The 12,556-nt window shown below is 68.5% G+C and carries 11 protein-coding genes and 1 tRNA gene; 9 read left to right on the forward strand and 3 right to left on the reverse strand.

Going from position 1 to position 12,556, the window contains the following annotated elements; translation table 11 throughout:
- Window positions 1-61: 61 nt before the first annotated feature.
- On the reverse strand, window positions 62-529 hold the full coding sequence (locus G578_RS0105540; RefSeq protein ID WP_028793387.1) for a RidA family protein: 468 nt from the start codon (window positions 527-529) through the stop codon (window positions 62-64).
- A gap of 665 nt (window positions 530-1,194) precedes the next feature.
- On the opposite strand from G578_RS0105540, the gene G578_RS24920 reads away from it, so the two are divergent.
- From G578_RS24920 to G578_RS0105560, 3 genes are all read left to right on the forward strand, one after another.
- On the forward strand, window positions 1,195-2,610 hold the full coding sequence (locus G578_RS24920) for an aminotransferase family protein (protein ID WP_051244837.1): 1,416 nt from the start codon (window positions 1,195-1,197) through the stop codon (window positions 2,608-2,610).
- 35 nt (window positions 2,611-2,645) lie between these two features.
- Window positions 2,646-3,860 (forward strand): pentapeptide repeat-containing protein, encoded by a 1,215-nt coding sequence (locus G578_RS24925; protein ID WP_084618708.1) that lies wholly within the window; start codon window positions 2,646-2,648, stop codon window positions 3,858-3,860.
- A gap of 109 nt (window positions 3,861-3,969) precedes the next feature.
- Window positions 3,970-5,118, forward strand: coding sequence for an aminotransferase class V-fold PLP-dependent enzyme (locus G578_RS0105560; RefSeq protein ID WP_028793388.1), 1,149 nt, complete (start codon window positions 3,970-3,972; stop codon window positions 5,116-5,118).
- Window positions 5,119-5,168: 50 nt separating this feature from the next.
- On the opposite strand, the gene G578_RS0105565 is transcribed toward G578_RS0105560, so the two are convergent.
- Complete coding sequence (locus G578_RS0105565) at window positions 5,169-5,879, reverse strand: hypothetical protein (protein ID WP_139189166.1); 711 nt, start codon at window positions 5,877-5,879, stop codon at window positions 5,169-5,171.
- A 259-nt stretch (window positions 5,880-6,138) separates the two neighbouring features.
- On the opposite strand from G578_RS0105565, the gene G578_RS0105570 reads away from it, so the two are divergent.
- The 4 genes from G578_RS0105570 (at window position 6,139) to G578_RS0105585 (ending at window position 10,393) form a co-directional block, all read left to right on the forward strand.
- Window positions 6,139-7,383 carry an MFS transporter gene (locus tag G578_RS0105570; RefSeq protein ID WP_028793390.1) on the forward strand — a complete coding sequence of 415 codons (1,245 nt, stop codon included), beginning with the start codon at window positions 6,139-6,141 and terminating at the stop codon, window positions 7,381-7,383.
- A gap of 31 nt (window positions 7,384-7,414) precedes the next feature.
- Window positions 7,415-8,890, forward strand: coding sequence for an NAD(P)-binding domain-containing protein (locus tag G578_RS24930; protein ID WP_038013687.1), 1,476 nt, complete (start codon window positions 7,415-7,417; stop codon window positions 8,888-8,890).
- A 103-nt stretch (window positions 8,891-8,993) separates the two neighbouring features.
- Window positions 8,994-9,680, forward strand: a complete 687-nt coding sequence (locus G578_RS0105580) for a 3-oxoacid CoA-transferase subunit A (RefSeq protein WP_028793391.1) — start codon at window positions 8,994-8,996, stop codon at window positions 9,678-9,680.
- On the forward strand, window positions 9,677-10,393 hold the full coding sequence (locus G578_RS0105585; protein ID WP_028793392.1) for a 3-oxoacid CoA-transferase subunit B: 717 nt from the start codon (window positions 9,677-9,679) through the stop codon (window positions 10,391-10,393). The genes G578_RS0105580 and G578_RS0105585 overlap by 4 nt, the downstream gene beginning before the upstream one ends.
- Before the next feature lie 74 nt (window positions 10,394-10,467).
- Here the strand turns inward: G578_RS0105585 and G578_RS0105590 are convergent, their stop codons facing one another.
- Window positions 10,468-11,421 (reverse strand): complex I NDUFA9 subunit family protein, encoded by a 954-nt coding sequence (locus G578_RS0105590; RefSeq protein ID WP_028793393.1) that lies wholly within the window; start codon window positions 11,419-11,421, stop codon window positions 10,468-10,470.
- Between the two features lie 205 nt (window positions 11,422-11,626).
- Between G578_RS0105590 and G578_RS0105595 the strand changes: the two genes are divergently transcribed.
- Window positions 11,627-11,713: transfer RNA gene (locus tag G578_RS0105595), tRNA-Leu, on the forward strand.
- 38 nt (window positions 11,714-11,751) lie between these two features.
- The gene (locus G578_RS0105600; protein ID WP_028793394.1) at window positions 11,752-12,363 is read left to right on the forward strand and encodes a ribonuclease D; all 612 of its coding nucleotides are present in this window, start codon (window positions 11,752-11,754) and stop codon (window positions 12,361-12,363) included.
- Window positions 12,364-12,556 lie beyond the last annotated feature (193 nt).

A 12,556-nucleotide genomic window follows, 5' to 3' on the forward strand; every position in this document is an offset into this window, starting at 1 on the left:
GTCCTGCCGCGAAGCAAGGCCGCCCCGGATCGGCTGTCGGGCCCCCTGAGGGGCAGGCGCGTCAGGCGAGCTCGAACACCGCTTCGACCTCGACCGCGACGCCGCGCGGCAGGGCGTTGGTGCCGACCGCGAAGCGCGAATGCCGGCCCTTGTCGCCGAACACCGCGACCATCAGGTCGGAGGCGCCGTTGACCACCTCGGGCTGCTCGGTGAAGTCGGGGGTGCAGCGCACGAAGCCGCCGAGCTTCACCACACGCGCAACCTTGTCCAGGTCGCCGTCGCAGGCGGCCTTGGCCTGGGCGATCAGGTTCTTGGCGCAGATCTCGGCGATCTTGCGGGCGTCGTCGGTGGTCAGGTCCTTGCCGACCACGCCGATGCCCTGGATCTTGCCGTCGGCCATCGGGATCTGGCCGGACACGAACAGCAGGTTGCCGCTGCGCACGAACGGCACGTAATTGGCGGCGGGCGTGGCCGGGGTGGGGATCTCGATGCCGAGCTCGGCCAAACGGGCCTCAATGGTGCCAGCCATGGCTGCTTCTCCTTGGACGTAGGGATTCTTGAGTTGGTTGCCGACGGAGCCTAGCCGGGCATGACGCCTCACGCCAGAGAACGATCCAGGGGATGATGGCCGGTCCGGTCGGGTCGCGGCAGGCCGGGCCGCGCGACAGGGAAGCGCGGGCGGTCGGAAAAAAGCCGGGTGCGCCAAGTCTCAGGCGGGCGCACCCGCTAGGCTGGACGGAGAACCGTCCTTAGGAGCTTCACAGGGTGGTGGGAGAGGGCGAAACGAGGCCTGTCCTCTCCCGCTTCCATCGCCGGGGAAGCGATGGAACTCTGCGCGCCGGGCGATCCGCTCCTTCGAAATGATCGCAGCGCAAGCCTGTCTCGATTCGATACATATAGTGTCAGATTTTCATTCAGAACACAATATATATTCGATTTTCCCGTGTGGATCGGGTCGATTGTGTCTCCTTGACCCTTGCGGTTTGCCCGGCCTTGCGCAAGGGGGGCGGCGAGGCCGCGGGATGGAGCCTTTGCCGAGACGCTCCAACACGCCGACGTCGCGATCCCAGCGCGAGGTCGGGAACGCGCGGGGGGGGAAGATAGAGGGGGCCGCGTGTCGACGGGGTCGGTGAGGTCTTGGCGCGCGGGTGGCGGCGGGCCACTATGGGTCCCTCTTTCTCCCTGGGGGCGTCCATGTCCAGCTTACTTCGAAACGATCTCGACGTGTCGCCGCCGCTCGGAACCCTGGCGCGGGGCGAACCGATCCAGGTCTTCGCGGCCCCGCCGGGAACGCCCGCCAAACCGCAGATCGCCCGCGCCATGGGCATCGAGATGTGGGATACCGCCGGCAACCGCTATCTGGACGCCAGCTCGGGTCCGGTCGCCTGCAACCTTGGCTATGGCAACCGCCGGGTGCTCGACGCCCTGACCTCCCAGGCGGAGGCGGCGGCCTTCGCCAACGTCTCCCATTTCGAAAGCAAGGCGAACCGCGACTTCGCCGAGCGGCTGGCCGAGGCGGCCGGTCCCGGCTACGAGCGGGTGTTCGTCGTCTCGGGCGGCTCGGAGGCGAACGAGGCGGCGCTGAAACTGGCCCGGCAGATCGCCCTGTCCCGGGGCGAGGCTTCACGCTGGAAGGTGATCTCGCGCCAGCCCTCCTATCACGGCGGCACGCTGGGGGCGCTCGCCATCACCGGCGACCCGTCGGCCCATGCCATGTTCGGCCCGATGCTGCAGGAGATGCCGAAGGTCCCCGCGCCGGTGACCTATCGCATCCCCGACGGCCTGGACGAGGAGAGCTGGGCGTTGAAATGCGCCCAGGATCTGGAGGACAGGGTCGTCGCCGAGGGGCCGGATAGCGTGCTGGCCTTCATCCAGGAGCCGGTGGGCGGGGTGTCCACCGGCGCGCTGGTGACCCCGGCGGCCTACATGACCCGGGTGCGCGAGATCTGCGACAAGTACGGCATCCTGCTGATTCACGACGAAGTCATGAGCGGCGGCGGCCGCACCGGCGCCTTCCTGTCCCACGATCACTGGCCGGACTGCCGGGCCGACCTGATCGTCATGGCCAAGGGCATCGGGGCCGGCTATCTGCCGCTCGGTCTGGTGCTGGCGCCGCGCGATCTGGTGGAGACGGTGGCCAGCGGCGGCGGCTTCCTGCACGGCCACACAGCGCTCGGCAACCCGCTGTCCTGCGCGGTGGGGCTGGCGGTGCTGGAGGAAACCCTGGAGCGCGGGCTGGTCGAGCGCTCCGCGGTGCTCGGGGCCGAACTGAAGACGCGGCTGTGGGACATGGCGAACCGCTACCCGATCATCGGCGACGTGCGCGGCAAGGGGCTGCTGATGGCGGTGGAGTTCGTGGCGGATCCGGCGACCAAGCGGCCGTTCCCCATAGAGGCGGCAGTGCCGGCAGCGGTCTCCCGTATCGCAATGCAGAACGGTTTGATACTGTACACCCGCCGGACGAACGCCGGCCGGGACGGAGACTGGGTGATGGTGTCTCCGCCGTTGGTTACCAGCGACCGGGAACTCGATGAAATAACCGACCGGCTGGAAAAGTCGTTATCACAGGCAGAAGCCGAATTTTCTTCCCTGCGGAAGCTGGGGAATTAACCAAGAATTAAGTTCGAAACTGCGACTGTGGGCGGATGAGCATCCAGGGTCACATAGCGCACGACGCCGTTGAGCGCAAACTCGCGAGCCACCGGCTTTGGTTGGAGGGGGCGGCCGAAGGGCAGCCCGCGTCCTTTGCCCATACGAATCTGTTCGGATCGGATTTCTCCGGCCAGGATCTGCGCGAAGTCGATTTCGGCGGCGCCGACCTGCAGGGGGTGCGCTTCATCGGCTGCAACCTGACCCGGGCGATCTTCGCCGGGGCGGATCTCTGCGGCGCCTCGTTCCGCGGCGCCACTCTGGAGGAAGCGGATCTGACGGGCACCCAGCTCGTCGGCACGGTGTTCGAGGGCGCCGATCTGCGTGGCGTCTCCCTGCGCGGCGCCAGCGGTCTGCCGTCGAAGAACGACAGCCAGGCCGCCTTCGCCGGGACCTCGGTGAACTTCGCCGGCGCGCGCATGCACCGCGCCAACCTCAAGGGTGCCAAGCTCGATCAGGCCCGCATGGCGCAGACCGACCTGACCGGCGCCAACCTGGAACGGGCGAACCTGCGCCGCGCCTCCATGTCCGGCGTGATCCTGCGCAACGCGAACCTCGTTTCGGCCGATCTGAGCGACGCCGATCTCAGCGACTCGCTGGCGACCGGTGCCGACCTGTCGGGCGCCCAGCTCGACGGGGCGACGATGGACCGGGCCAACCTGATCGGCGCCCGTCTGCGCGACGTCGATCTGAGCAAGGTCGACACCTCCAACGCCCGCTTGGCGCCGCCGGCCGATATCGTCGCGGCGGAAGTCCAGCGCACCCTGGTGGAACATGACCGCTGGGTGCGCAGCGACGGCAAGCGCGGGTCGCGCGCCTCGCTCGACGGGGTGGATCTGACCGATGCCGACCTGCGGGGCCTGAACCTGTCCGGCGCGGACCTGCGCGGCGTGATCATGCACCGGGCCCTGCTGACCGACGCCCTGCTGGTGCTGGCGGATCTGTCGGGGGCCGACCTGTCGCTCGCGTCTTTGGCCCGCTGCAACCTTTCCGGTGCGATTCTGTCCGGCGCCAACCTGTCCCGGGCGGATCTGACCGACGCCATCCTGACCGCGGCGCCGCTGCTGTCGAGCCATGGCGAGAATGTCGGCCGCAAGCAGGAGACCCGCCTGAACGGCGCCAATCTGACCGGGGCGGTGCTGGACGGCGTGAAGCTGGACGAGGCGCGCCTAGAGGGCGTGCCGCCGAAGAAACTGCGCTCCGACCAGTAGGCGCGCCACCATCCCGAAGCGTTTGACGGCCCTGGCGCCGGTGCACCCTTAACGCGGTGTGCCGACGGGCGTAGTCTGTCGCTGTTCCTTGCCCGAGGAGAGCGACACCGTGACCCCAGAGACCATCCGCCCGTTGTTCGACCTCGGCGACGACGTCGTCTACATGAACTGTGCGGCCCAGGGCCCGGCCCCCAAGGCGGCGGCCGAGGCCGGACGCCTTGCGGTCGATCGCAAGGCCCGACCGTGGGAGTCGGCGCGCAACGCCCTGCCGCAGGAGATGGACCGGGCCCGCGACCTCTTCGCCGGGTTCATCGGTGCCTCGGGAGCGGATATCGCGCTGAGCACCGCCACCAGCTATGCCGTCGCCGTCGCCGCCCGCTCCATCACCCTGGAGCCGGGGCAGAGCGTGGTCGTCCTGGAGTCCCAGTTCCCCTCGAACCTCTACGCCTGGCAGCTTCTGGCCGAACGCAGCGGCGCCACGATGACGGTGGTGCCCTGGCCGTCGGACGGCGACTGGACCAGTGCCGTGCTCGACCGTCTGGGACCGGAGACCGGCCTGGTCGCGCTGCCGAACGTCCATTGGGTGGATGGCGGCACTCTCGATCTCGGGCCTATCGCCGACGTCGCCCATTCCCTGGGGGCGGCGATCTTCATCGACGCGACCCAGTCCATCGGCGTGCTGCCGCTGGATGTCGCCCGGATCGACCCGGACTACGTCGCCTGCTCCGCCTACAAGTGGCTGCTGTCGCCGGACCAGTGCGGCTATCTCTATGTGGCGCCGCGCCGCCAGCACGGCGAGCCGGTGGAGCATAACCACGCCGCCCGGGTCGGCGATGCGCCGATGACCCTGTCGCCCGGCTACGGCCGGACCTTCCAGCCCGGGGGCAGGAAGTTCGACCAGGGGGCGGCCGATTCCATGATTCACATGCCGATGGCGGTGGCGGCGATGGAGCAGATCGCGCAGTGGGGCATCGAGGCTGTCGCCGGCGGTATCCGACCGGTGGTCGACCGTATCGCCGAGCAGGCAGCCGCGCGGGGGTGGGGCGTGCCGCCGAAGGCTCACCGCTCGCCGCATTTCATCGGCCTGACCCTGCCCGAGCCGCCGGCTTCCGACCTGGCGGACCGCCTGGCGGCGGAGAATGTCCATGTGAGCCTGCGCAGCGGTCGGGTGCGGGTGGCGCCGTATCTGTTCACGCGGCTGGAGGAGGTGGACGCCCTGTTCGCGGCGCTCGACCGGCACGTCCGGTCGGCCGCCTGACGGAAATCAGCGGGCCGGAAATCAGCAGGCCGGGGTTCGGTAGGCGGGGATCAGCAGGTCGGCGACGGCCGCACCGTATCCTTGCCGGTGGCATCGACCGAGGGCGGGCGTGGCGGCAGGCGCCGCTGGCGCACTTCGCTCATGTCGAGGAAAGCCACGCCCTGACCGAGCACGCCGACCGCCGCCATCTTCAGCGTCTGCTCCATCTTCTGCTTGGAGAAGCGGATCACCGGGTCGGTCACGGCGATGATGAAGGCGTTCTCCAGCGCCCGCTTCAGCACGTCCGGCTGGCTGGTCAGCACCCGGATCGGCTCTTCCCGGTCGAAGGCGATCGCCACGTTGCAGGACGCCTCGAACCGGGAGGTCAGGTCGCCCATCGGCGGCTCGATGGCGATCCGGAACGGCAGGGGAATGATGACCGCCGCGTTGCGCGAGGCCTCCAGGCGCAGGCGCAGGAAATGGGCTGCGATCGACAGCAGGGCGAAGATCACCGACAGCTCGAGGACGCTGCGGTAGTCGCCGGGCGTGAAGATCGGCGCGCCCCCCGACAGGCTCAGCACGTTGTCCAGCATGTAGATGGTCAGGGTCAGGATCAGCGACAGCGCCGCCATAAGCGCGGTCGCGACGGTCACCAGCCAGAGTGTGTAGGGAACATCGACGATCTGACCGAGCGAAGGCTGCGCAACCGGCTGTGGCTTACGGGCAGCCGGCACGCGAACGATCGGAGCGGGTCCCTTATCTTCCATCAGCATGTCCGTCACGGCGGCCATCCCCGATTTGCCTTCTCTGTAATCAAAAGGCGGATTTCACTTTCAATAATAATATAGATCATGCTGATTGACGTTTCAATCGGTAAGATAAAACGCGATCTCTACCTGCGGGTGAGACTCCACAATAACGGTCGACACCCTGCGACCGAACGCGCCGGTGCTGGAGCGGTTCCAATCTGCGCTAAGATCCCGTGCCATCCCTTCCGACGCCAAAGCCGCACCCATTCGGGCGGCGAGACCGGGCTTCGTCATGACCGACCACCCCATCCTGCGCACCCTGGCGCATCGCGAGTACGGCCTCTACACGCTGGGTAACGGCGTGTCGCTGATCGGCATGTGGGTGCAGCGGGTGGCGCTGGGCTGGCTGACCTGGGAACTGACCCATTCGGCGACCTGGCTCGGGGCGGTGGCCTTCGCCGACCTGTTCCCCTCGGTGCTGATCGGGCTGGTCGGCGGTGTGGCGGCGGACCGGCTCGACCGCACCCTGGTGATCTTCGCCTGCCAGTCCCTGTCCATGGCCCTGGCCGTGCTGCTCGGCATCCTGACCCTGTCCGGCAACATCTCGGTGGAGGTGGTGGTGCTGATGACCTTCCTGAACGGCATGGTCATCGGGTTCAACCAGCCCTCCCGCCTCGCCCTGGTCCCCCGGCTGGTGCCGCGCGAGCGGATCACCACGGCGGTGGCGATCAATTCCATGGTGTTCAACACCGCCCGCTTCATCGGCCCGGCGGTGGCGGGGCTGGTGATCGTCTGGGCCGATCTCGGCTGGGCCTTCATCGTCAACGCCCTGAGCTATCTCTGTCTGCTGGCGTCCCTGGTCGTGATCCGCACCCGAAACCCCTCCATCGGCCGGGAGGGCGGCGTGCCGAGGGCAAGGCGCGGGCTGATCGGCGACATCGCCGAGGGCATGCGCTACGGGGCCAGCGATCCTGGTCTCGGACCGATCCTGCTGCTGCACCTGGTGACCGCGATCTCCGTGCGCGCGGTGACCGAACTGCTGCCGGGGTTCGCCGACCATGTCTTCGGCGGTGGCGCCGACACCCTGGCCATGATGACGTCGGTGACCGGCGTGGGCGCGATCATCGGCGGCTGGATGCTGGCCGGACGGCGTCAGGAGAGCGGTCTGGTGCCGATCGTGCTGGTCGCCTCCATCGTCGTCGCCTTGTCGGTTCTCGCGGTGGCGCTGTCGGGCAGCCTGTGGATCGCCCTGCCGGCGCTCGCGGTCTACGGTGCCTCCATGGTGGCCGCCGGCGTCGGGACGCAGACCATCGTCCAGCTTGCGGTGCCGTCGGACAAGGTCGGTCGGGTGCTCAGCCTGCACGGCATCATCTTCCGCGGCGGCCCCGCCATCGGCGCGCTGGCCATGGGGGCGGCGGGCGACGTGGTCGGCCTGGAGCCGCCGGTGATCTTCGGCTGCGTGGCCGCCCTGGCCGTCATCGCGGTGATCTGGATGCGGCGACGTGCCATCTCGTCGGCGGTCGACCGGGCGGAGTGAGATTCCGCGGTCAGGCGGAGGAGGGCGGCGGATGACTGTTACCGACACGGCCGGTATGGGGCTGCAGGCGCTGGAACAGCGGGTGGCCGAGGATCTGCCGAAGATCGCCTATCCCTCCGGCCGCTGGGTCCCCCCGCACCACACCGCCGATGGAACCCGCATCCTCGACGTGCTGATCGTCGGCGGCGGCCAGGGCGGCACCGCCATCGCCCATGCCCTGACCCGTCAGCGGATCGTGAATTTCCGCATTGTCGACCAGTCCGAACCGGGCCTGGAAGGGCCGTGGAACACCTATGCCCGCATGGCGACCCTGCGCTCGCCCAAGGCGGTGACCGGCCCGGATCTCGATATCCCGTCGCTGACCTTCCAGGCCTGGTTCGAGGCCCAGCACGGCGTGGCCGCCTGGGAGGAACTGAACAAGATCGACAAGGGCGACTGGGTGGCCTACCTGCTCTGGCTGCGCCGGGTGCTGGACCTGAATGTGGAGAACGGCAAGCGGGTCGAGCGTATCGAGCCGGCCGACCCCTATCTGGTGGCGACCGTCCGCGACCTCGCCACAGGCGCGGAGGAGCGGGTCACCGCCCGCAAGATCGTGCTGGCGACCGGCATCGAGTCCTCGGGACGCTGGTGGACCCCGCCGGTCATGGAGCCGGTGGACAAGCGGTTCTGGGCGCATACCTGCGAGGGGATCGACTTCGCCGCCCTGGCCGGACGGCGGGTGGCGGTGCTCGGCGCCGGCGCCTCGGCCTTCGACAACGCGGCGACCGCCCTGGAGGCGGGGGCGGCGTCGGTGACGCTCTGCGTGCGCCGGCCGGAGCTGCAGCGCGTCCAGCCGTTTCGCTGGCTCAGCTTCCCGGGCTTCCTCGGACATTTCCACACGCTGGACGATGCCTGGCGCTGGCGCTTCATGAACTACCTGCTGTCCATGCGCGAGGCGTTCCCGCGCGAGACCTGGCAACGGGTCGCCCGGCACGGGACCTTCCAGTTGCGCACCCGGGCGGCCTGGGAGCGGATCGAGCCGGCGGGCGATGCCGTCCGGATCACGACGCCGTCGGGTGCGCTGGAGGCCGATTACCTCATCGTCGGCACCGGCTTCGACATGGACATGGCCCTGCGGCCGGAGCTGGACGGGGTGGCCGAGCACGTGGCGCGCTGGTCCGACCGCTACGTCCCGCCGGCGGGCGGGGAGAATCCGCGCCTCGGCCGCTACCCCTATCTCGGCCCGGCCTACGAACTGCTGGAGCGCGAGCCGGGCGCGGCGCCTTGGCTCAAGCACATCCGCCTGTTCACCTTCGGCGCCACCATGAGCTTCGGGCCGTCGGGCGCCTCCATCAACGCCATGAAGTTCGCCGTTCCGCGCATGGCCGCCGGTATCGCCCGCGACCTGTTCCACGAGGATGTGGCGGATCACTGGGAGAACCTGACTGGTTTCCAGTTGCCGGAGTTCCTGTTCGACGGCGAGGAGGGCGAGGCCGCCCCCGCCGTGCCGGTCATCGACCGAGGGTGAATGGGTGCGATGTTCCTGGGCCCGGTTGAGGCTGGACCCGTCCGGCTCCTCGGCTTACCTATTGCGGAACAAGAATCAGCCGATCCGGGGAGCGCCCAGACCCATGCCCATAGACAAGATCGTCCCTGACGTCGCCGCGGCCGTGGCCGGCGTGAAGGACGGCGACACCATCATGATTTCCGGCTTCGGCTTCGCCGGCGTGCCGAACGACCTGATCCACGGCGTGCTCGACAGCGGCGCCAAGGACCTCACGGTCATCTCCAACAATGCCGGCACCGGGACCGAAGGCCTCGCGGCGCTGATCGGCAGCGGCCGGGTGACCCGGATCATCTGCAGCTACCCGCGCTCCAAGGGCTCCGACCTGTTCGACGCGCGCTATGCCGCCGGTGAGATCGACCTGGAACTGGTGCCCCAGGGCACCCTGTCGGAGCGGATGCGCGCCGCCGGCGCCGGCGTGGCCGGGTTCTACACCCCGACCGGCGTCGGCACCGACCTCGCCGAGGGCAAGGAGGTGCGCAACTTCGACGGCCGCGATTATGTGCTGGAGCTGCCGCTGCGCGCCGATCTGGCGCTGGTCCAGGCCTACAAGGCGGACCGCTGGGGCAACCTGATCTACCGCAAGGCGGCGCGGAATTTCGGTCCGGTCATGGCCATGGCGGCGGACCTGACCGTGGTGCAGGTGCGCGAGATCGTGCCGCTGGGCGAGATGGACCCCGAGGCCATCGTCACCCCCAGCATCTTCGTCGACCGGGTGGTCCATATCGACAACGACCGGGAGTGGGACATATGAGCAGCGCCGTTTCGAGCGCCGGTACCGCCACGGAAACGGGCGCCGGTTTCACCAAGCTCACCCGCCTGCAGATCGCCCGCCGCGCGGCGGAGATGATCCCCGACGGCAGTTTCGTCAATCTCGGCATCGGCATTCCGACGCTGGCGGCCAACGTCATGCCCGAGGGCAAGGAGATCGTGCTCCACAGCGAGAACGGCATCCTCGGCGTCGGTCCCGGCCCGGCCGAGGCGGATCGCGACCGCGACCTGATCAACGCGTCCAAGGAGTACGTGACCCTGCGGCCGGGCGGCTCGTTCTTCGTGCACAGCGACGCCTTCGCCATGATCCGTGGCGGCCATCTCGACCTGGCGCTGCTCGGCGCGTTCCAGGTGGCGGGCAACGGCGACCTGGCGAACTGGACCACCGGCGACCGGCGCTTCCCGCCGGGCGTGGGCGGAGCGATGGACCTCGCCGCCGGGGCCAAGGGCATCTGGGTTCTGACCGACCACGTCACCAAGAAGGGCGAACCGAAGATCGTCAACGCCTGCTCGCTGCCGCTGACCGCGCCGGGCGTGGTGAAGCGGGTCTTCACCGACATCGCGGTGATCGACGTGACCGAGGGCGGCCTTGTGGTGCGCGAGATGGTGCCGGGCCTGACCCTGGAGCAGCTCCAGACGATGACCGAGCCGCCGCTCACCCTGGCGGAGGACTGGAAGGAGCTGGTAGTCGCGTAAGCGGCTGCCAGCTTACCACTCACCCCTCACCGTCATCCCGAAACGTGTTCGGGATGACGAGGGGGAGTAAACCCTCAGGCCGGCTGGCGGCCCGTGCTGTAGCGGCCGCCGGGGCGGAACTTGTCGAGATAGGTCGGCACGATCACTTCCACCGGCGTCGCCTTCACGCCGAGATCGGCCAGGGTCTTGGCGTCCGCCGCCACCACGTTGTCCGACTTCAGCAGCTCCACCTGATCGCGGGTCAGCATCGGGCTCGGCAGCAGCTCCAGGAAGGCCGCCTGGATCGAGGCGGCCCAGAACGGCAGGTTGACCAGCTTGGCCTTCCGGTTGGTCTCCTTCAGGACCATCTCCATCAGCTCGCGGAAGCTGTAGATCTCCGGCCCGCCCAGCTCGTAGGTCTGCCCCTTGGCGGCCGGGGTCTCCAGCGCGGCCATGACCGCGTCGGCCACGTTGTCCACATAGACCGGCTGGAACCTGGTGGTCCCGCCGCCGATCAGCGGCAGCACCGGCGAGAGCAGCGCCAGCGACGCGAACTTGTTGAAGAAGCTGTCATTGGCGCCGAACACCACCGACGGGCGCAGGATCGTCGCCTCGGGGAAGGCGGCGCGCACGGCCTGCTCTCCCTCGGCCTTGCTGCGGGCGTATTTCGACGAGGAGTCGGCATCGGCGCCGATGGCCGAGACATGCACCATGGCCTCCGCACCGACGTCCTTCGCCGCCTTGGCGATCACGCCCGGGGCCGTGGCCTGGACCGCGTCGAAGGTGTTGCGGCCCGACGGATGCAGAATGCCGACCAGGTTGACGACCATGGAGGCGCCGTTGACCGCCCGGGCGATGGCGGCGGCGTCGGTGACGTCCGCGCGCATCGGGGTGACCTGACCGACCACGCCCATCGGCTTCAGGAACTTCGCCTTCTCCACATCGCGGCAGACCGCGTTGACCCGCGCCCCGCGCTGGGCCAGTTCGCGCACGATGTTGCGGCCGATGAAGCCGGAGGCGCCGAAAACGGTGACGAGCTTGCCTTGCATGGCCGTTCCACTCCTTCACTCGGGAATTACCGGGTTCTTATAGTACAGCAGGCTCCGGGAGGGGAGAACGAATGCCCTGCGACAGATCGCGCCGCCCCATCGCGCAGCCCATCGCAGAACGGGTGCGAAAACCCGTTTGACATTGTCGGCGCGGCGCTTATAACACGGCCCTCCGAACGGTCCTGCAAGGGACCGTCCGCACCTTGCCCAGGTGGCGGAATTGGTAGACGCGCTAGCTTCAGGTGCTAGTGGCCGTAAGGTCGTGGAAGTTCGAGTCTTCTCCTGGGCACCACCTCTTCTCGTCCAAGCTGCCGATCCGGGACCAACATCATGACCGCGACCGTGCACCAGGGCGATCTCCCCGACGGACTGGATCTCGGCAAGGTCGTCGCCATCGACAGCGAGACCATGGGCCTGCGCCCGGAGCGCGACCGGCTCTGCGTCGTCCAGCTCTCCAGCGGCGACGGCGACGCCCACCTGGTGCAGTTCGCCAAGGGCATCTACCACGCGCCGAACCTGTGCCGGCTGCTGACCGACCCCACCGTCCTCAAGCTGTTCCACTACGCCCGGTTCGACGTGGCGGTGATGCAGGCCTATCTCGGCGTGGTGACCACCCCGGTCTACTGCACCAAGATCGCCTCCAAGCTGGTCCGGACCTATACCGACCGGCACGGCCTGAAGGATCTCTGCCGCGAGCTGATCGGGGTGGAGGTCTCCAAGCAGCAGCAGTCCTCCGACTGGGGCGCGGTCGAGCTGACGCCGGAGCAGGTGGCCTATGCCGCCTCCGACGTGCTGCATCTGCACCAGCTGAAGGACCGGCTCGACGCGATGCTGGCGCGCGAGGGCCGCACGGAGATGGCGCAGGCCGCCTTTGACTTCCTGGCCACCCGTGCCCATCTCGACCTCATCGGGTACGGCGACGAGGACATCTTCGCCCACTGATCCGCAGCGTTGCCGAACGCGTTTGCGAGCGCGGCCGCCCGGAGCCCTGGTCTTCGGGGCCTTCGTCTTCGGTGCCTTTGCCTATGCCTCGTTCCGTCTGCGCGGTATAAACCCGAGAGAAGAAGAGTCGCGGGACAGGACCAGTAGTGGCAGTCACTCAACACTCGAGCCAGCACGTTCCGCCCCAGCAGTC

Source organism: Thalassobaculum salexigens DSM 19539 (genome assembly GCF_000423805.1).
Classification (GTDB): Bacteria; Pseudomonadota; Alphaproteobacteria; order Thalassobaculales; family Thalassobaculaceae; genus Thalassobaculum; species Thalassobaculum litoreum.